The sequence below is a fragment of the Psychrosphaera aquimarina genome, from assembly GCF_032461525.1.
Lineage (GTDB): Bacteria > Pseudomonadota > Gammaproteobacteria > Enterobacterales > Alteromonadaceae > Psychrosphaera > Psychrosphaera aquimarina.
The window spans coordinates 823,020-843,830 of sequence record NZ_JAWCUA010000007.1; the positions used below are offsets into that span (position 1 = coordinate 823,020).

The following is a 20,811-nucleotide window of genomic DNA, read 5'->3' on the forward strand; positions in this document are numbered from 1 at the left end:
GCTTACAATTTAAATCGACTACCGTTTAAATTCTTTGTAACCATCTTTAAACACTTCAAATAAATGGTTTAAATTTTCAGCAATGTTAACCTCACCAACTTGTTTAAATATTTCAGCGGCAACTTCCACCGTGCTTAAATGATGTTCATGATAAGCCTCACGTAATTGATAATTACCTTTAGCGATATCAGACACTTGCAATACTGGCAAATTTGACAAATATGGCGACTTCACAAACATCTTTTTCGCTTGACGCCATGTGCCATCTAAAAATATTAACAAAGGGCGCTTACCTTGTAGGTGCAGTGAGTCTGGAACTTGTTGTAATTGACGTTCAGGCTCTACATTATCGTGGGGGAAAACAATTATGGGATACCATAGTTCATTCGTTAATAGTTGCTCAAGTGTCGACTCCAACTCCGTCCTTTGCCAACGAAAAGCATAATTGTCTTTGATCACCGCGCAAATTAATTGTCCGGTGTTAGAAGGTTTATAATACTCAGCATGGTACATCAGCATACACACACCGATATCCGACTCTAACTGCGGCACTAAATCACAAACACATTTACTTTCTGCTAATAAACAAGATTCACATCGTTTTAAAAGATAGCCGCGAGCTTTAAACTCACGAGTTGAAAACTGGCGTTGATAATCGCGTAAAACCCGTACTGAATTATTTTTAAAGCCGACTGAATCTTTTATATCCGGCTTATCGCCCTGCTCTAAATTGGTATTATTTGTTGTCATCCGCTTCTTTATTTCGTTTGTTAGCTTCGTTTTGTGCTGATTCAAATAGCTCATTGGTATTTTCAATATATTGCTCTGTGGATATTGGCGAACTCACCAACATACTCGAAGGTAAAACTAACGCATACGCCATTGGGTATGGTTGAACTTTACCATCGCTTTGAGCACTAAAATGAAACAACGCAGCAATCGAAACCACCAATACACAAGAAATAACCGCAATGCGTTTTAAGCTCATATTACTGGCGAGATAAAAACAGCCACTAAAGAAAATCACCATTAATACAAATTCTACTATGTCGGCACCTACCGTTACTAAACCAGCGTCACCCCAGTTAAATAATAGTATCTGACCAAACGCGGTGGTGATCTGCCATGTCACAAACATCGCAAAACTAAAGACAACCGCAGTAAAAAATTTAACTTCTTTCTTAAATACTCTCGCTGACAATGCAATTAACATAGGGACTAACATTAATGCGATAGTCACTAACAAAGCGGTGGCAGATAACTTACTCCAGATGATCTCCGTCACAGACGATAAATATGATTTAATTATCGTGCTCGAAAAGAAGACTAATGCAGCCAACAGTGCTAAATACCATTGATTCATATGTCTTGCTACGTCTTCAAATACGTTAAGCTTTTTCGTTTGAGTGATTTCATGATTCGGCAACAAAATACGGATCAGATGTTTGCCTATGGTGAGCACATCCCCCGATTTGAGTTGAACTTTTGAGCCTAACACTTTGTTTTTACGGTCTCGGATGCCATTAACCGAATCATTATCAATTAAGGTGAGCTCGCCTTCTTCTGAATATTCTATTTTGGCGTGATACGGACTTGTATGTTCTTCTTGCAGTACAAGATCATTGTCGTAAGCTCGCCCAATACTGATCGTTTCGCCAGACAGCTTATGAAAACTTTGCACTTTGTTATTACGGGTGATCAATTCAATAATTAATTCCATTGAACATTCTCCATAAACTTAGCATAAAAAGCATGAGCCGTTTGCTGGGTCACCCCTTGCAAAAAGTATTTCCCAATAAGGGTTTGGTTATCCTTTTCGAGCAACAAAGAATGAAAACGTACATCAAATAAACCTTCATATTTACGGTACGCTCGAATACATGTCATGCCTTTTACCACATCGCCGACCGCATTATTCATAATGCTTTCATTACAATGAAAATCCGTTACATCATCGCTGCCGGCATTGTTTCTTCCGTAACGACTGTTTAGGTTTAATGTATACAAATGACTTAATTGCATATTGTTCAGCTTGTCACTTTCAATCCAATTAAAGCCGATTTGAGCAAAGCCTGTACGTAGTGAGTCACTAATATAAATGCTTTCATCCAAACGACAGTTTGACGTTGCTTGGTTGTATTGTTTCTTCTCTTGGTCTTGGTTTGAATCACCCCAACAAGGCATAAATTTAGACATTTCTTTAGGCACTGTTGCACCACCTAAAGTACTTGATGGCCATTCACCTTTTAATAATTCTTGGTATAAATCGGTTTGGTTTTCTATTAATTGGTCGCGGATGTCGGCAATTAAATCAGGGGCTGTTTCTAATACACCCGACTCATCTTGATCCACAAGGTTATCGAGTTTTTTCTGTTTTTTTACTAACAACCATAAGCGTTCAACCGGCACTAAGAATCCAATTTGATTACCTGCAGTAGCCACATTAATACCAACCACATTGCCAGCTTGATTAACCGTTGGCCCACCAGACATACCTGGGTTTATTGACCCAGTGAAGTGAATACGTTGGTAAAAGCTTTTTAATTGCACACCATTATATGTACCAGGAACGACGATCATTCCAAGATCATGCGGGTTACCTAACGCAAATAAATCCGATCCTTTTTCTGGCTCTTGCTCTGACAATTTAAAAAATACATCGCTGTTTGCATTACTTGATAACAAGGCAAGGTCGTTTATTACATCTACCGCAACCACAGACACACTACTCGTGCGCTCTTGATCATCTACGTATTCTAACTTGTATTGTTCTGGTGACTGCACATAACTAGAAATGACGTGATAGTTAGTGACTAAATCACCACTTGCTGAGATGAAAAATCCAGTGCCTATTGAGGATTTCTGTCCTGACTCTAGATTAATAGACTTAATCTGAACTAACGCTGGGCTAAAGGTGGTAAATAACTCATTAGCATCCTGTGCTACTACGGCTTTGGGTATTAATAAACATACCATTACCATTAAGCTGCATAAGCCAATTCGTAAGTTTGTAACACTTATTTTTTTTGTATTATTCAATTAAACAAACTCCATTGGGTGATACCCATTCACAGTTTTAAACGATGAAAATAAAAATGCCGCTCTTACTTAAGAGCGGCATTAAATACGTATTAACTGTTATCCATAAGGTGAACCATTAAGATAGTTTTTCAGTTAAAAATGCAGTTACTGACGCTAATGCAGCATCTACATTTTCTGGTTGTGTGCCGCCAGCTTGAGCCATGTCTGGACGACCACCACCTTTACCACCAACTTGTGATGCAACGTGGTTAACTAAGTCGCCCGATTTTACTTTGCCAATTAAGTCTTTAGTCACACCAGCAATCAAACTAACCTTACCGTCATTGACGGCAGCAAGCATGATAACAACCGAACCTAATTTATTTTTAAGTTCATCCACCATACCGCGTAATGATTTAGGGTCGACCGCTTCAAGATTAGCGATTAAACAATTAACACCGGCAATGTCTGTGACTTTTTCAGTTAAATTACTGCCTTGTTCACTGGCAATTTTTTCTTTTAACTGGCGCAGTTCTTTTTCTAAAGATTTGTTTCTCGCTAATGATTGCTCAACCTTTTCAACTAATGAACTGGCTTCGCCTTTTAATAAACTTGCGGCGGTATTAATGGTATTTTCCGTCGCATGTAAATGCGCTAATGCCGCCATGCCGGTCACGGCTTCAATACGACGAACACCAGCTGCAATACCAGCTTCTGAAACAATTTTACATAATCCTATATCGCCAGTACGCGATACATGTGTTCCACCACAAAGCTCAATAGAAAACGCGCCCATACTAACCACACGCACTTCATCGTCGTACTTTTCACCAAACAATGCCATTGCGCCTTTTTCTTTCGCTGCATCAATTTGCATTAGTTGCGTGGTTAAATCATGATTTTGTTGAATTTGCTCATTCACTAAACGTTCAGCTTGTTGTAATTGCTCTGCTGTTACCCCCTCGTAATGAGAGAAGTCAAAACGGAACTTATCGGCTTCAACCAAAGAACCTTTTTGCCCTACATGCTCACCTAATACTGTGCGTAACGCAGCATGTAATAAGTGAGTCGCTGAATGGTTCTGTTTAATCGCATCGCGGCGTGCGGTATCAACCATAGCATTCACACGAGAATTAACCGTTAACGAACCAATGATCTTACCGTAATGGCCAATCGCATTACCCACTTTTTGAGTGTCTGTAACCGTAAATTCTGCCACTTCATTATCAAGCACACCGTGGTCACCGGATTGGCCACCCGATTCCGCATAAAATGGTGTATTGTCTAAGATCACAATACCTTCGTCACCGTCACTTAACTCGTCGACTGATTCGCCATTTTTAAATAACTCAATTACGGTCGCAGAATATTCTAGATTGTCATAACCTTTAAAATCAGAGCTGTGTTCAGTCTTTACTTGTTCATCATAATCAGCACCAAAGTTAGATGCAGCTTGAGACTTCTTACGCTGAGCCGCCATCTCTGTTGCAAATGCATCTTCATCAATCGTTAATTCTTTTTCACGAGCGATATCAGCCGTTAAGTCCGCTGGAAAACCGTAGGTGTCATATAACTTAAATACGAGTTCACCTGGAATTTCAGTACCTTGTAACTCAGCTAAGGACGACTCTAACAATGCTAATCCGCGCTCTAATGTTTTAGCAAATTGAACTTCTTCAATGCGTAACATCTTCTCAACAACAGCTTGTTTTTGGGTTAATTCTGGGTATGCTGAGCCCATTTCTTGCACTAATGTTTTTACTAATGAGTGGAAGAATAAATCCGTTGCGCCTAGTTTGTTACCGTGACGAATAGCACGACGAATTATACGTCTTAATACGTAACCACGTCCTTCGTTTGACGGCATGACACCATCAACAATTAAAAACGAACATGAACGAATATGATCGGCAATAACGCGAAGTGATTTATTTTCCAAATCCGTCACGTTTAACAAATCAGCCGTTGCTTTGATTAGGTTTTGGAATATATCGATTTCATAGTTTGAATGAACGCCCTGCATAATCGCAGCAATACGTTCAATACCCATACCAGTATCAACTGAAGGTTTTGGTAATTTATCCATTGTGCCATCAGCTGAACGGTTAAATTGCATGAAAACAAGGTTCCAAATTTCAATAAAACGGTCACCGTCTTCTTCAGGCGATCCTGGAGGACCACCCCAAATATGTTCACCATGATCATAAAAATTTCAGAACATGGTCCACACGGACCCGTGTCGCCCATTGACCAGAAGTTGTCTGATTCATATTTTTTGTCTGGAGACTTGTCACCAATACGAATGATCTTTTCTGCTGGTACGCCTATAACGTTATTCCAATAGTCAAATGCTTCATCGTCGGTTTCATAAACAGTAACCAATAACTTGTCTGCTGGTAGTTTTAACACTTGGGTCAAAAATTCCCACGCAAAACTCATGGCTTCTTGTTTAAAATAATCACCAAAACTAAAGTTTCCTAACATTTCAAAAAACGTATGATGACGTGCTGTATAACCTACATTTTCTAAGTCATTGTGTTTACCACCAGCTCGAACACAACGTTGTGCAGATGTCGCACGTGTGTAAGGTCGAGATTCTGCACCTAAAAATACATCTTTAAACTGCACCATGCCGGCATTGGTAAATAACAACGTTGGGTCATTGCCCGGAACCAATGAACTAGAAGCAACAACTTGGTGTTGTTTGTCTGCAAAAAAATCAAAAAATGCCTGTCGTAAACCGGCCGTCGTGTTATACATACAATAATACCTAGGTTCTAATATCTATTTACAATACTCTGGATTTACCAATCGTCCGACTGGCTATCCATCGAGTATTTTATTTCATCGGGTTTAAATCCCCGATACGACATATAGCGAAAACGTTTCGCTTTTTCTTTATAAAATTTGTCTCTGCCTAATTGTTTTACATCCATAGGCTTTTCAGCGAATTTACGCTGATAAGTGGATTTGGCCTGTTCAAACCAATCAATTTCTAACGATTCAATATATAAGACAATCTCGTCTGTTTTTAAACCGTGCTGTTTTAATTCTTGCTGGATTCTTTGGTTACCCAGTCCCATCGCCACTTTGGTACGAACAAACATTTCCATATACCTTTGTTCGTTTAACCAATCTCGGTTAATAAAATCTGTTATTAACGCGTCGATCAATTCCGGTAATTCACAAACCTTTTCTAACTTAACTTTAAAGTCATGTATTGAATAATCTCGTTTCGCTATCCAATATAAAGCTCTCGCTCTTAACTTAGCAGGATCAGTTATTAGGGGTATTGTTTTTTGAAACTGATTCATCGTCTGTTACTGATTGATTATCCGAGTTATGGTCTTTCTCTATTCCATCTTGTGACGCAACAACTTCATCAGCGTTTACGTCTTTAATAACTGCCTCGTCATCATTAACCACATTGTCTGTTGTCACTGAGTGTTCAGGTTGATAAATAGATAAAAACATCTGATAAAAAGACAACACACTTACAGAATACATAATCAACCAGCCCACCAAAATAACAGGCATGCTAATCAAGGCTAAAACAAATATGATCAAACCATACAACGTTAATGGCATAACGTTAATCCAACATGCTTTAAAACTTTGTTTTACCAACGTCATTACATCGGTCTCAGGCGCAATCCATGCAGCAGGTAACGCAAATGCCAACAGCATAAAGTTCAACCATAACAAAGCCAATAACAAGATCACGCTAGCGAAGTCGAACATCTCGCCAGCTAATAAACTTTCTTGCACTCCGACAGCGACTTGGGTCGTGGGGATACTTAATACGATACTTACAAAAGCTAAACGAATAAAAACACGATGACTGCGTATATGAGAAAGGTAATAAAATATATCTGCAGGAGTTATTTTCTCCCCCTGTTCCGCTCTTGATGCACATTGATAATATCCGGCGGATAAAAATGGCATCATAAACACCACTACGATACCTAATATTGGATTTAGGTTAGCTAATAAGCTAACGCAGATAATGATGGCACTCATTGCCATAAATGGACCTGGTTGTAAGGTAAATAAACGCCATCCTTGTTTAATCCAAGATAAGGCATTTAGAGTATTTGATTTTGTTACTACAAGTTGCATAAACTCTTCTTTAATTCCGTAATTCAACTATCAATTCAAAATGATGTTTATTTGGTAATGGTATTCTGTAACGAAGTGAGCAATCATACCTTATTAACTATGGAATTCCATCGTTGCAAACCACAATTTCAACAACTATTTGAACAACTAATTAAGATAACTTGTGACTAATAATAATAACTGGCAACTAATTCACTCTCTAACTGAAATAAAACCTGAATTACTCGAGTTGATTTTTTCATGTTCTGATAACCCTTTCACGAGTCTAGATTTTTTACTTGCGTTAGAACAAACTCAGTGTATTGGCGGTGATTCTGGTTGGATACCCCATTATTATTTATACACAGAGGAGCAAACCTCAACAGAACAAACTCAAGTCCCTGCCAAGTTTGGCTTATTTATCAGTTATCTAAAAACACACTCCTATGGTGAATATGTATTTGATTGGGCCTGGGCCGAGGCTTATCAACGTAATGGATTAAATTATTACCCTAAATTATTAGCCGGCATTCCGTTCTCACCTATACCGTGCAACAAATGGCTAACAAACTCGTCAATTTCAGAGTTAGAGGCGTTTCAAAAGGTGAAAAACAACGCGGTAAATAAATTTAACGTCAGTGGTAGTCATTATATTTTCCCTACCAATCGTTTAGCGCACAATGAGCAATGGATTGAACGTGAAGGTCACCAATTTCATTGGTTTAATCAAAACGAAGACGGAACTTTATTAACTAGTTTTGAACAATATTTATTATTAATGATGGCGAGAAAGCGTAAAAATATAAATAAAGAGCGTAAAAAAATACACGATAGTGGTATCACCACAGAATGGCGCAATGGTAAAAACGTTTCATCTGATGAATTAGAGACTTTTTATCACTGTTACCAATCTACTTATTACAAACGCAGACAAACGGGTTATTTAAATCTGAAATTTTTTCAACAGATCTGCGCTACCATGGCAGATAAGGTTCAAATCCTATTTTGTTTTCGTGAAAATAACATCATAGCGGCGGCACTTTATATACGATCTGACGATACACTGTATGGGCGCTATTGGGGTTGTATAGAAGATAATGAGGCATTGCATTTTGAGGCTTGTTATTACCAAGGTATAGAGTTTTGCATTCAGCATAAAATAAAGTGTTTTAACCCTGGCACTCAAGGTGAACATAAGATTTCGAGAGGGTTTAAACCAATTACAACCTATTCTTATCATCAAATAGAATTAGAACCATTTCATGACGCGATTGAACATTTTTGTAAACAAGAAAAGCATCATAACAAAGCTTACATGACTGCTTGTGACGCTAGGCTTCCGTTTAAGTCATTAGATCATACTTAACGGTTAAAAACTTAACAGATCACCGTCAATTTCAGATTGGATTTTATAGGTATTTTCTAATTCACTTTGCCACTTAACAGACAAGGCATGTAAAGCCCCATTTTTTTTGATTGCTAAATAACGAGCCTTTAGTTCCTTAACCATTTTCATATCCGTCTGCTTTTTTGACATCGCAATATAGTTGTTGGCTTTGTTTAGAGTGAAAATGGGTTTTATCACAGAAGCATCTTCATTTAATTTACGAGTAATAAACGTCAACCCTTGGTTTTCAAATGCAATAATCGGGAGTCGCCCCATTAATAACAATTTTACATTTTGTTCATGCTGGGTAACTGAAACTAAATTGACAAATCCCTGATCGATTAACCACTCTTCTCTTACGTCACCACGGACAACACCAATCATTGGAAATTGTTTTAGCTGTTCAATGGAGTCAATGTGAATATTAGAGTGTTTTAATGCATAGGCTTGCCATTTTTTGGTCGCAACCGCGCCTATCCAGTGATATTTATCTTCTCTTAAAGCCGTACGAGAAAACGCAAAAAAGACGATATTCGACTTCTGATCCGCAATATTCAACACCCGTGCTTCAGGCACAAATTCAATCGTGTAGTCGTTTTCAAAATCAGTATTTTTTACTAAAAGATTAAATATATCAACAGCGTAACCTGTTGGCACACCTTGTTCTGAAATGTAGCTAGAAGGAGGCTCCATAACGGTTAACACTCTTAAATTTTCAGCTAGCGCTGTAAATGAAATGAATAAGAATATAACCAAATAATATTTCAATGGAACCTTCTTTATTATCTTTTAGTGATAATAAGAAGTGTAGTCTTAGTTCTGAGTAACCCCAAATAGCAGTACAACGATTATTAATATTTGAACACGTACATTTGCCACTTCCATTTAATCGCAGCTAAACGCAGCAATAACACCGCCGAAAATGCAGAACCAATTGCTAAGTCATGATGGAAAGGAATAATAAGGACATATAAACTAGCCCCCACAATACAACACATAGCGTATAACTCTTTTTGTAATATCATAGGTACTTCATTGGCTAACACATCTCGGATCATGCCGCCAAAACAGCCAGTCATCATCCCTAAAATAATAGCAGTCACGTCTGACACCCCGTAACTCAATGCTTTACTTGTGCCCATAACAACAAATAACGCCAGTCCAATAGCATCGGCAATTTCGAGTGCTTTTTCTGGTATTTTTTCTGAATAATTTAACCAAATAATGGCAAGGATTGAGGCAGTAATGATCACGTATATATAATTAGGTTGCGTTAACCAAAACACAGGGGCGTCCAATAATAAATCTCGAACCGTACCTCCGCCAATAGCAGTAACCGCAGCAAGTACTAACACACCAACCCCATCCATTTTACGTTTATACGCCATAATGGCACCTGAGATCGCAAAGACACCGCATCCAATCAGATCCATCATATAAACCATGTCCATGAAAACTAACCCCTAATCTTTAATATGTTGTTGATCTTGTTTTGACTGTTTCTCGTATAACTCATTATCTTTTATATATTCTTGCCAGAGTTTTAGTTTTTCAAAATAATCGTCCCAAACACAAGGACAACAACTGCCACCGCCACAACATTCATTCGGGGTTGGTTTATCTGGTTTTTCCATAATTGATGTCTCAAGATGGTAATAAAGAGAATATATAAGAAGCTGATGGAGGATTATAGCGTTTTATCGTATTTGCGGTCTTTGCTTTTCTCGTTCAGAAAACCGTTATTTTCAATATCCGTGCAATTAAAAATGGTTTCGACCTGTCCTATTACACATATCAACTGCATTTAGTTTGGAGTCAAAATGAATTTACGAGCAATATTACACATTATCGCCATTAGCTTAATGGCGTTTAGTTTTGCTAGTTGCAGTAACGAGACCAAAACAACATCAAAGCTGTTGATGGATTCAGAGTTAAAGACTACACATATTGAAACTGTGGTATTTGGTTTAGGCTGTTTTTGGGGAGCAGAAAAACGTTTCTCTCAATTACCTGGTGTGGTTGACGTGATATCGGGTTACGCTGATGGCGTTGGCGTGAATGCTGATTATAAAACCATTACACAACGTAAAAATAGATTTAATCCAAATAATCACGCAGAGGTTATACAAGTTTCATACAATCCGGATCAAGTATCGCTTACAGTATTACTACAAGACTTTTTTGAACAACACGACCCAACACAATTAAACCAACAAGGTAATGATATTGGTACACAATACCGTTCAATTATTTTAGTAGCAGATCAAGCTCAAATTACGTTAGCTGAAAACGTTGCGGCACAATATCAAACGCTATTAACTGAGGCTGGGTTAGGACAAATAACCACTCAGATAAAGTTAATCGACACTTTTTATCCTGCTGAGGAATACCACCAAGATTATTTAGTTAAAAACCCTAACGGTTATTGCCCAGATCATTCAACTGGTGTGGTGTTCTCTCCTGCTGATAAGGTAGAAAATAAAGACAATAATCCTATTCTAACCGGGCAACATATAGTGGTAATAGATTCAGAGTTTTGTCCTTATTGCGACAAGTTTAAAGCGGATGTGAGCAATGATTACCAAGGCAGTATTCCAATGCATTTTCGCCGCGCATCACAACTTGATGGGTTAACAATCACCTCACCAACTTGGGCAACACCAACCATATTATTTATGGAAAATGGCGTAGAGAAATTTGGGATACAAGGGTATGTTAATGCAACTCAGTTTTATAAAGCGTTGGGTTATTTCAAGTTAGGCAACAGTGAAGCATTTAATGTGGCGTTTACGGAAGGTACAGACTCTCGTTTTTGCAAACAATACGAGATCTTTAAAAATACCCCTGATGGTTTATTTATCGACAAGGTTTCTGGCGCAGCGTTATTTGATACCCGTGATCGATTTGACTCAGGTACCGGTTGGTTGTCTTTTACCAAAGCCATTGATGACTCCGTCTATTACAAACAAGATAATCGTTTTGGCATGAAACGTTTGGAGATCCGGGCAAAAAAATCAGATATTCATTTAGGTCATAAATTTAATGACGGTCCAAATGGACAACCTAGATATTGTATCAACGCAACTGTGTTAGAGTTTAAAGCGCGTTCTTAAGGTAATTCGTTCTCATTAAACCAAGTAAGAACGGGACACGTTTATAAAAAAAGGCGGTATCTAATCCGCCTTTTATTTAATCCGCCTTTTATTTAATCCGCTTTGACACGATTTAAAATAATCTGAACTAAACTATTTAATTCTTCATCTTCGCACTTTTGGTGCCCCATAAACCAGGCAAACAAATCTGGATCTTCACAAGCTAATAAACGCTGAAAAATTGCTTTTTGATGTGTTGAAAGCGCCTCGAAAGCATCATCAACAAAAGGTTCTAACAATACATCTAATTCCAACATACCACGTCGACAAGCCCATTTTAATTTAGGTTTTGAATCTAAGATGAACTTATTGCCACTCACATCAACATAAACTACTTCTGCTTTTGGTTTTTTATCTGTCATTTTGTCTCTGAGCCATTATGGGTCTAATAAATAGTTAACTCGCCAATAATAACAAACTTCTGTAAAAAGATTAGCGATAATATCGGAAACTACTTGAGCTTTAGCGATTTATCCCCATTATTAACTGTTCTAATTTATTAAATTTTAAGTTTTATTAAATGTCGACTCAAAATATTACCCAATTAACTGATTTTTCGGTGATCAAACTTACTGGTGTTGATGCAGTTTCATTTCTGCAAGGTCAAGTGAGTTGTGATGTCACAAAACTGGCAGACAAAAAGATCATGCCTGGTTGCCACTGTAATGCAAAAGGCAAAGCATGGTCTACGTTCATCGCAGTCCAACATGAGTCCGACATACTTTTAGTGTTAACCAAACAAAGCGCTGAGATTTCATTAGCCGAGCTAAATAAATACGGTGTTTTTGCCAAGGTTGATATCACAGATGAAACTGACAATTGGTTTATATATGGCTCAGATCAAGTAATAAATGCGGATATTAATATCCCATTAGCTGAAAACCACTATATTCATCTATCCCAGCAAGAGATAACGGCCACAGCCAGTTCTGAAACTTGGTGGAAAACAGAAATCTTATCAGGACGAGCTCATCTATATAGCGCCACGTCTGGGGAATATGTTCCGCAAATGATCAATTTGCAGGCATTAGATTATATTTCCTTTAATAAAGGCTGTTATATGGGACAAGAAATGGTTGCTCGTATGCGCTATTTAGGTAAAAACAAACGCGCTTTGTTTATTGCTAGCTCTGATAACATCGAATCGGTAAACATAGGTGATGATGTTTACCGAGAATTAAACGGTAATAAACGTTCGGCAGGCAAAATCATTAATTTTTGTCACGCCAACAACAATACCTATTTACAACTTGTATTGTCTAATGACACTGATTTAGCTGATCCAATATTTGTAAGTCAAACAACGTCACACTCCCTATCATTAATGGCATTGCCATATTCTTTAGAACAAAGCTAACAAGGTTTACCCATGAAAATCGCAGACAAAACAGTAGTAAAAATGCACTATTCAGTACTAGATGGTGAAGGTAATTTAATTGACAGTTCGTATGAAGGTGAGCCATTAGAGTTCCTTCACGGCACTAAGTATTTATTAGAAGATTTAGAAAACGCGTTAAACGACAAAGCGGCTGGTGACACATTTGAAGTATCAATCCCTGCGGATAATGCCTATGGTCAACGTATTGATGGTTTAGTACAAAAAATTGAATCTAAAATGTTTACAGAGTTTGACGTTGAAGTGGGTATGCAACTTAGAGCGGGCACGGATAATGGCGAACAAACAGTAATCGTTATCGACAAAACCGACGATTACGTTACTGTAGACGGCAACCATCCTCTTGCTGGTATCGATCTTAAATTTGACGTTGAAATTCTTGACGTACGTGCCGCCACGGAAGAAGAACTTTCTCACGGTCATGTACATAGCGCTGGCGGTTGTGGTCATTCACACTAACAGCGTATTTTAAAAAGGATGCCAGTTTTGACTGGCATTTTTTTGCGCCAAATTTAATAAAATCAATATAAAACGACTATCCTCTTCATTTATTTCAATCTTTGTCGATAAAATGATACAGAGATTTGTCGAGCATTTTATTATGGTAGAAAATAGTCAATGAAGTCATTTTGGTTACGATTAAGTTTACGTTGGAAACTACAGATTGGTTTCATGGCCATTGCTATGTTCACCACTTTTTACAATCGTTGGATTGCTGCCAATGAACTAACCTTATTTATTGATACCGTTAAATCAAATACCAATGATCAAACCTTATTAACCGCATTAAATCAGCACTACGAAACATTTTTGGTAAATTCTATTTGGGATACATTACTGCAATTTACCGTACAATTTTTTATCATTGCCTTTATCGCCAAACTTTTTGTGGGGCCCATTATCAGCCTTATCCACTCTTTAGAAGCCGTTGAAGAAGGTGACTTAACCCAAACGGTTGTGGTGCATTCCAAAGATGAGATTGGTGAGCTTGAGCAACATTTTAATCTAATGTTAGAAAAGCTAAATTCTATTTTAATTAATGTTGAACGTTCTACTGTTCATATGGGGCAATCTGCATATCAAATCGCTGCCATTTCAAAGGAAATAGAAGAAATGAGTGAGGCTGAAAAAGCCAAAGAAGACGAGATAACCCATGCCACCAGCAACGTAAAACAGGTAGCATTAGAAGTGCAAAACATTGCAGCCGATGCCAATCAAAAGTCTGTCGCCGTTGAACAACAAGCACAACTGAGCTACCAATCATTAGAGCAATCAATTGAACAACTAAATCAAATGTCGGTAGATATCTCATCAACGTCTGGGCAAGTTGAAGAAATCGTCGAATTTAGTAAAACCATAAATTCACTGCTCACAAACATAAAAGACATTGCCTCACAAACCAATCTTTTAGCCCTTAATGCAGCGATTGAAGCCGCGAGAGCTGGCGAACAGGGCCGAGGTTTTGCGGTGGTAGCCGACGAAGTAAGACAACTCGCAGTGCGTTCACAAACGTCTGCTGAGCAGATCACCAGCATACTAACTGAGTTATCTAATAAAGTTGAAGTCGCTCAAGGTTCAATGAACAACCTTGTACAACAAATAGATTCAAGCCAAACACAAATTACTGAAACCGCTAATGTTGTGTCCGTAATGCAAAAAGACGTATTAGATACTTCTGAGTTAAATCAAAACATAGAAACCGCCTCTGTTGAGCAAATGAAGAGTTTTGATGATTTAAGTCAGCAACTTGATTCTCTGTTTAAAACCTTAACTGAAAATGGCATTAAGATTAGTAACTCAACCAATATATCATCAACATTAAACGAGCTGACCTCAAGTTTACATAATCAATTGTCTGGGTTAAAAATAAGCAAAACGTCACAACCGTTGAACAACCAAACCAAAACCCAATGCAAACGCAGCAGCGCAAGAATCAAAGGGCACAATCTTATTTCGATCGTGGGTGACTTTGGACGTGTTGAAGGTTTATCAAAAGACATTAGTGAAACCGGCCTTGGTATCATGACAACTCAGGTATTACCGGATACCAAACAAGCCCATATTGAAATCAAGATCCCAAAAAGTGAACTGAAACATTACAAACAGCAAAGTCCAATTGTGATCCCTGCTGAAATTGCATGGCGTCGCCAACAAGATGGACAACACCTTGCAGGCCTTAAATTTACTTCCATTAGTGAAGAACAAAAGCGGGCAATAAAAGAAAGCATTCAGTTTTATAGTTGATGCTAATCCTCATAAAGAGTTGGTGTTACTTTACGCTCGATTAAGTTATTATTTTTAAGCATTCTATGGAGATTATATGTTTAAACTAATTGGATTAATTATTTGCGTCGCATCAATAGCGGTTGTTGCGGATGCACAAGGCGGTGTTGGAATGTACCTCGACATACCGGCGTTAGTGTTATTATTTGGTATCACCTTAGCGGGAATGATTGTAGGTTATGGTAAACAAAGTATTTACTACTTTAAGTTAGCCGGAAGGGACAAGATACCGTCTAAAGATTTATTACCCGCGTTAAACTTTTTTAACTATATTTCCAGACTGACATTTTATTCTAGTATCTGCGCTTTTTTTATCTCGTCGATTGTTATCTTAATAAATATTAGTGAGTTAACAATGTTGGGGCCTGCGATTGCGATGACTTTATTAAATATCATCTATGGCTTAATTTTTTCTTTTATCATCATTCAACCTATTAAACATGGCATATTGCTCAATCGTTTAAAAGCCGATGCCGAAGCGACTGCGAGTACACAAGGAAAGTAAGATGAATAAATTAATTGGTTACTTATTTTTCATATTAACTTTTGCAGCTGTGTTGATGTTAAATGATTACGCTAGTTTTCTAATCGACCTCTATAGTCTGTTGTTGATCTTTGGTTTGGTATTTGGCGTAATGTTTTTAAGTTATGGAACTTATGCATTTAGTGCATTCAAATATATTTCACAGCCGGTCACATCACAAAAAGAGTTCTTTTTGGCGGTTTCATTCTTTGACCATTTATCAAATACCGCAATCATTGCGGGAATTTTAGGTACCTTACTTGCTCAGTTAGCATTACTGTCAAACATGGAAACCTTACCGGAGTTATTTCCGGCCACCGGCATTAGCTTGATTAGCTTTATATACGGTTACTTAGTATCAAAGTTTATCTTTGAGCCATTGAAACAAAATGTTATCCGTAATGCCAAAATCGGAAATATAAATGGCTTAATTCAACTGCACATTGATCAAAACAATTCGCTACCAAATGGTTTTGTATTAATGGGGTTTGCCGCTGTGATTGGGAATTTTGTTCTGCTGTTCAGTTCGTTTGGTAGCATGTAATCAAACAAAGATAGAAGTATCGTGGTAACTGGATGGATGAAGAGGGGTTAAACAAATTCCCCTCTTATTTTGTCGTCAAGTTATTGTATTGATGTTTATGCTTCTATTAACCCAACACGAATTGCAAATCTGACCAATCCTGGTACATCTCTAATATCTAATCTATCCATAATGTTAGCACGGTGTGCCTCTATCGTTTTTACACTTAAAAACAGTTTTTCAGCGATATCTTTGGTGGAATGCCCTTCCGCTATCAACTGTAAAATATTCCGTTGACGTGAGGTGAGTATATCAAGCGCATCCACAGCCCCTTCTTCGCCATTTTTAATCTTAGTCACAATATTTTGATCGATATCTGGGCTGATATACATAATGCCATTTAAGATATCTTTTAAGCCATCCTGCAACTCATCTACCGCTGCATCTTTTAACATATAGCCGTCGGCACCCGCTTTTAATGCTCTGATCACATAAGGTTCATTATTGTAATGAGACAACATCAAAACTTTAATTTCTGGAAATTGGTTTTTAATCGCATCGACCGCTTCTAGCCCATTCATTTCAGGCATTGACACATCCATCACAATTAATTGAGGCTGTGTTTTTTTTACAAAATTAACAGCCTCGCGCCCATTTGCAGCTTGGTATATTTTCTCTTTATCAATAAATGGGAAATTTTGGGTCAAACTGATTAAACCTTGGCGTAACAAGGTATGATCATCTGCAAATAAAATACTGTACTTATTCATAATTAGCCTTAACTATTAGCCAGCGCAGCTTCTGCTGTTTTTAACCGGCGTTCCAACTCACTAATTAAGCGAATTAGATTCTCATGTTCTTGTTTTATGGAACTGATATCTCTCATACTCGATACCAATCGTTTCGCTCTGCCATTATCGTCTCGTTCGATCACACAACCACGCTCGACCAACCATATCCACCCATTAGCTGAGTCAGAAATTCGATATTCAATTTGATAGTTATTTTTACCACCATGAATTAATGACTTAAAGTGTCCCAAAAATATGCTTTTATCATCGGGATGTAACGAACGTATAAAAGATTCAGATTGAAAATAGATTTCATCTGATAACCCAACGGTGGCATTTTTGTTAATTCGGTTAATCGTATTGTTAACGATATCACAATCTAATACTTCGTCACCTGTCGCTAACGATGCAATATTTAAAATTTGTTGTTGAACTTTAATTCTTTCGTAATAAGAACGTCGTCGTTTGTTTAATGAAGATTGATAATACAGATAAACAATCACAAAAATGACCGCCACAAATATATAACTTACCCCAACCAACTTTTGTAACAAACTTTTTGGCTCAGCATGTATATTAGCGATAAGCTGTTGATAACCTTGAGTATAAAGTTGTATTTTTTCGGTACTATCCACGCGTGTTAATGTCTTTTGATCTACTAACCAAGTACCATTATTTGTCAGCAAATACGTTTGTCCATTAGTTGATTCAATCGACTTATATATTTGACTAAAGCCCTGCTCAGCACTTGCGCTCACTTGAACGCAAAATCCCAAACATAAACAACATAATAACAACCATTTAGAGTAAACCATTTCCACCCTCAGTTTCAAAAGGAGTTTCATCTAGCGCATTATCAAACACAGGTACCCTTAGCTCGATTAGTGTTCCATTCTCAGGAGTTGATGATATTTCTATCAGGCCATTTATTAAGAAGGCTCGTTCTTGAATACTCAATAAACCTAAACTTTGACCTTTAATGGCACTGTTTAATTTAGAACCAACATCAAACCCGATACCGTTATCTTCAATCGTCAATTGTAAATAATCATCTTGGATAGAACAGTGGATATTAACCAGATCCGCATGCGAATATTTATGTATATTAGTAAAAGCTTCTTGAGCAATGCGAAATACCGATATCTCAAATTTGTCATTAAACCTAGGTAAGTTGGAAGAGATGTCACTAACAATGGCCAATTGGCTAAACTTACGCTGCCTATCGGTTAACCATTCCAATGCCGCTGACAACCCCATGTCATCCAGAATTGATGGCCTTAAATTGAGTGATAAGTTCCGCACTTTGTCGATCAGTTCAGACAGAACCGACTTAATTAATTCTTTATCTGGTTCAGGTAACTGTTGCTGAATTTTTAATAGTGTTAAGCCCTGTCCAATTTCGTCATGCAGCTCTTTAGCAAAGTATCGCCTTTCCTCTTCTTGTTTATCCATTAAATTAAATGACAAACGTTCAAGCTTCTCTTGGATGGCGTGTTCATTTGTTCGTAGTGCAATTTTTTCAGCTAAATCTAAAAACCAAGCTTGGTAATAACTAACATCGTTAATAACGATAACGTTAAAATCAACATGCACCGAGATGACGTTGCCATTATCGCCAACGATCACGGTTTCGCCAGACCAATAACCTTGTTGTGACAATGAATTAGAAATTGTTTCAAATAAAGGATGGGAATGTAATGGGTGTTTTATCTGATTGAGGGGAGTGTATTCCTTTATCCCAAATAACTTTTTAAAAGCTTGATTAACAAAATGAATTTCGCCTGTTTGGTCATAATAGAAGTACGCATTGGTTGATGTATTTAACCCCGTAGATAACAACATCCAATCTGCTGCAAAATGTTTATCCACTTTAACTATTAAACTAATTACCGTACCGACAAAGAACATATGTAATAAGACAGCTGACGACCAAATAATCAGGTTATCGCCTGCAATTAACGTCAAAAAACCACTGAATAAAATTAACAAAGGCATTAATTCAAATTCAGAATACTGTTTTAATTTGTACTGGATCCTCATCAATGCAATGGCTAATAATAAAGAGCAACTCACCGCACTTAGAATTAACAAAATGGGTTGAACGTCGTTAAATAAAACCGATGTATTCCAACCATATCCATTCCATTGATAGGCATAACCTATAAATAAAAAGAAACCAGCCGCCAAAAGGCTAATTACAACGAGATCGGATAAACGTTTAGACAAAAATGTAAAATACAAATGAATATAGAGGAAGCTTGTAGCAACTAAATTAAAACAAACGATGACAACCCGATAACTTTGATCCGGGATAAAAAAAATCAATAAACCATCAATCCCCTGCAATAAAAACACTACGCCTGTTTGCCAGGCTTTAAACAAATTAAAGAGCGACTGTGCAACTCGGCTGAATCGTATAAATAACCAATACAAAAACACCGAAATACAGATCAATCCCTTCATTAAGTTGATGGTTTGATAGGTATTTACATTAATAACATCCTGATGAATAAACTGGCCAGCAACAAGACTGCTAACAAAAATTAGAAACGTTAGAATTAATGAACCGTGTAAAATGTTTTTTAGCAATCAATCACCCCTTTCTTATTCGGATCTAAAGTCGACCCAAGCCACCAATAATTCGAGTAAATCGGCTTTGCCACATTCACATTGAAAATCCCATTCAAGATCAGACAGATCTTGCTCTAATTGCGCTGTTTTTTCCTTTTCAGATTTTGTTTCAAGCTGACTACTATGGCTAATGGTTAAATCGTCACGGTCAATCTCAATGGACCATTCTGTAAATTCAACAACGCCTTCTATTGATGTCTCTAACAATTCAATTAAATCATTTAATTGTTCAACTGAGTTGTCATCCAGAACAAACTCAGTATTTAAAAAACGCCCCACGGCAAATTGTTCACCAGCGACGGCTACACTATGAACTTTAGTATTTGTATCAAAGATAAATTCGTAATCCATACCGAGTCCTCAGTTATATTTAGCAAATTGATTTTTATGCGCTTTTTCAACACATTCTTGAATAGAGGAGTATATGTGAATCTAGCAAAAGCGCCATGTAGAATTTACGATATGCAGGGAAAGTCGCCGCTGATAATACGGTTTAGTGGAATATCAAAATCAAAGTTTATAAATTGTAATGAAGCAGAAAAAACCAGGGTAAAACGATAATTAGAAAGCCATAAATCTACTCCCCAATAAATTTAAAGTCAGTTTAATAAAAATGAATAAATAAACTATGGATTAGATTTTTTAACCAATTTTCCGTTATTTATAGCTAGCTTCATTGTCTAACTCTAAAGTACCTTTGGAAGTCAAATAGTTACCTTGAATATTGATTACAGATGTTGCAACCTGATTTTCTTTTAATACGCTAGTTTTAACCACATGGGTGAATGAGTCTTCTATAGAGTTAAAAGTGGGTTCGTCTTTTAAGAAGGTTAGTAATAGCGGCTCAATACCCTTAATACCTAGTGACAATGTGCTCTTTTTTATGAATTAACTCCTGTCGGATTTACTAAAGAACTCAAAATCAATATCGTCAATGATTTTTGTATTTTAGTGTACTTATTGAAACATACGTTAATTAAATATATACAATACCTCTTTAGTCTTT

21 protein-coding genes and 1 pseudogene are annotated in these 20,811 nt (G+C 37.2%); 7 read left to right on the forward strand and 15 right to left on the reverse strand.

Annotated elements, in window-relative coordinates:
- Positions 1-18: 18 nt before the first annotated feature.
- From RT723_RS10205 to RT723_RS10230, 6 genes and pseudogenes are all read right to left on the reverse strand, one after another.
- Entirely contained in the window at positions 19-750 is a 732-nt protein-coding gene (locus RT723_RS10205) for a tRNA-uridine aminocarboxypropyltransferase (RefSeq protein ID WP_315946959.1), read from the reverse strand.
- Entirely contained in the window at positions 737-1,720 is a 984-nt protein-coding gene (locus RT723_RS10210; RefSeq protein ID WP_315946960.1) for an FHA domain-containing protein, read from the reverse strand. The genes RT723_RS10205 and RT723_RS10210 overlap by 14 nt, the downstream gene beginning before the upstream one ends.
- Positions 1,711-3,039 (reverse strand): S1 family peptidase, encoded by a 1,329-nt coding sequence (locus tag RT723_RS10215; RefSeq protein WP_315946961.1) that lies wholly within the window; start codon positions 3,037-3,039, stop codon positions 1,711-1,713. The genes RT723_RS10210 and RT723_RS10215 overlap by 10 nt, the downstream gene beginning before the upstream one ends.
- A gap of 118 nt (positions 3,040-3,157) precedes the next feature.
- Positions 3,158-5,781 (reverse strand): annotated as a pseudogene (gene alaS, locus RT723_RS10220) (alanine--tRNA ligase).
- Positions 5,782-5,825: 44 nt separating this feature from the next.
- Positions 5,826-6,335 carry a regulatory protein RecX gene (locus RT723_RS10225; RefSeq protein WP_315946963.1) on the reverse strand — a complete coding sequence of 170 codons (510 nt, stop codon included), beginning with the start codon at positions 6,333-6,335 and terminating at the stop codon, positions 5,826-5,828.
- Positions 6,298-7,140 carry a hypothetical protein gene (locus RT723_RS10230; protein WP_315946964.1) on the reverse strand — a complete coding sequence of 281 codons (843 nt, stop codon included), beginning with the start codon at positions 7,138-7,140 and terminating at the stop codon, positions 6,298-6,300. The genes RT723_RS10225 and RT723_RS10230 overlap by 38 nt, the downstream gene beginning before the upstream one ends.
- Positions 7,141-7,303: 163 nt before the next feature.
- On the opposite strand from RT723_RS10230, the gene RT723_RS10235 reads away from it, so the two are divergent.
- The gene (locus RT723_RS10235) at positions 7,304-8,485 is read left to right on the forward strand and encodes a GNAT family N-acetyltransferase (protein ID WP_315946965.1); all 1,182 of its coding nucleotides are present in this window, start codon (positions 7,304-7,306) and stop codon (positions 8,483-8,485) included.
- Positions 8,486-8,488: 3 nt separating this feature from the next.
- Here the strand turns inward: RT723_RS10235 and RT723_RS10240 are convergent, their stop codons facing one another.
- The 3 genes from RT723_RS10240 to RT723_RS10250 form a co-directional block, all read right to left on the reverse strand.
- Entirely contained in the window at positions 8,489-9,274 is a 786-nt protein-coding gene (locus tag RT723_RS10240; protein WP_216053719.1) for a substrate-binding periplasmic protein, read from the reverse strand.
- Between the two features lie 83 nt (positions 9,275-9,357).
- Positions 9,358-9,957 carry a trimeric intracellular cation channel family protein gene (locus RT723_RS10245; protein WP_216053718.1) on the reverse strand — a complete coding sequence of 200 codons (600 nt, stop codon included), beginning with the start codon at positions 9,955-9,957 and terminating at the stop codon, positions 9,358-9,360.
- Between the two features lie 12 nt (positions 9,958-9,969).
- Positions 9,970-10,140: an oxidoreductase-like domain-containing protein gene (locus RT723_RS10250; protein WP_315946967.1), complete on the reverse strand. Its 171-nt coding sequence runs from the start codon at positions 10,138-10,140 to the stop codon at positions 9,970-9,972.
- Between the two features lie 186 nt (positions 10,141-10,326).
- On the opposite strand from RT723_RS10250, the gene msrA reads away from it, so the two are divergent.
- Positions 10,327-11,619, forward strand: a complete 1,293-nt coding sequence (gene msrA / locus RT723_RS10255) for a peptide-methionine (S)-S-oxide reductase MsrA (protein WP_428983644.1) — start codon at positions 10,327-10,329, stop codon at positions 11,617-11,619.
- Positions 11,620-11,711: 92 nt separating this feature from the next.
- On the opposite strand, the gene RT723_RS10260 is transcribed toward msrA, so the two are convergent.
- On the reverse strand, positions 11,712-12,020 hold the full coding sequence (locus RT723_RS10260) for an FAD assembly factor SdhE (RefSeq protein WP_315946969.1): 309 nt from the start codon (positions 12,018-12,020) through the stop codon (positions 11,712-11,714).
- Positions 12,021-12,178: 158 nt separating this feature from the next.
- On the opposite strand from RT723_RS10260, the gene ygfZ reads away from it, so the two are divergent.
- From ygfZ to RT723_RS10285, 5 genes are all read left to right on the forward strand, one after another.
- Positions 12,179-13,015, forward strand: coding sequence for a CAF17-like 4Fe-4S cluster assembly/insertion protein YgfZ (gene ygfZ, locus RT723_RS10265; protein ID WP_315946970.1), 837 nt, complete (start codon positions 12,179-12,181; stop codon positions 13,013-13,015).
- A gap of 12 nt (positions 13,016-13,027) precedes the next feature.
- Positions 13,028-13,513, forward strand: coding sequence for an FKBP-type peptidyl-prolyl cis-trans isomerase (locus RT723_RS10270; RefSeq protein ID WP_315946972.1), 486 nt, complete (start codon positions 13,028-13,030; stop codon positions 13,511-13,513).
- Between the two features lie 159 nt (positions 13,514-13,672).
- A complete protein-coding gene (locus RT723_RS10275; protein WP_315946974.1) occupies positions 13,673-15,298 on the forward strand; it encodes a methyl-accepting chemotaxis protein in 1,626 nt (541 codons plus the stop codon).
- Positions 15,299-15,374: 76 nt separating this feature from the next.
- Positions 15,375-15,842, forward strand: coding sequence for a hypothetical protein (locus RT723_RS10280; RefSeq protein WP_315946976.1), 468 nt, complete (start codon positions 15,375-15,377; stop codon positions 15,840-15,842).
- 1 nt (position 15,843) lies between these two features.
- Entirely contained in the window at positions 15,844-16,404 is a 561-nt protein-coding gene (locus tag RT723_RS10285) for a hypothetical protein (protein ID WP_315946978.1), read from the forward strand.
- A 95-nt stretch (positions 16,405-16,499) separates the two neighbouring features.
- Here the strand turns inward: RT723_RS10285 and RT723_RS10290 are convergent, their stop codons facing one another.
- The 5 genes from RT723_RS10290 to RT723_RS10310 form a co-directional block, all read right to left on the reverse strand.
- Entirely contained in the window at positions 16,500-17,153 is a 654-nt protein-coding gene (locus RT723_RS10290) for a response regulator (RefSeq protein ID WP_315946979.1), read from the reverse strand.
- 8 nt (positions 17,154-17,161) lie between these two features.
- On the reverse strand, positions 17,162-17,932 hold the full coding sequence (locus RT723_RS10295) for a PAS domain-containing protein (protein ID WP_315946980.1): 771 nt from the start codon (positions 17,930-17,932) through the stop codon (positions 17,162-17,164).
- A gap of 43 nt (positions 17,933-17,975) precedes the next feature.
- Positions 17,976-19,763, reverse strand: a complete 1,788-nt coding sequence (locus RT723_RS10300) for a sensor histidine kinase (RefSeq protein WP_315946981.1) — start codon at positions 19,761-19,763, stop codon at positions 17,976-17,978.
- A 15-nt stretch (positions 19,764-19,778) separates the two neighbouring features.
- A complete protein-coding gene (locus RT723_RS10305) occupies positions 19,779-20,156 on the reverse strand; it encodes a YacL family protein (RefSeq protein WP_315946983.1) in 378 nt (125 codons plus the stop codon).
- A gap of 306 nt (positions 20,157-20,462) precedes the next feature.
- On the reverse strand, positions 20,463-20,675 hold the full coding sequence (locus RT723_RS10310) for a hypothetical protein (RefSeq protein WP_315946985.1): 213 nt from the start codon (positions 20,673-20,675) through the stop codon (positions 20,463-20,465).
- Positions 20,676-20,811 lie beyond the last annotated feature (136 nt).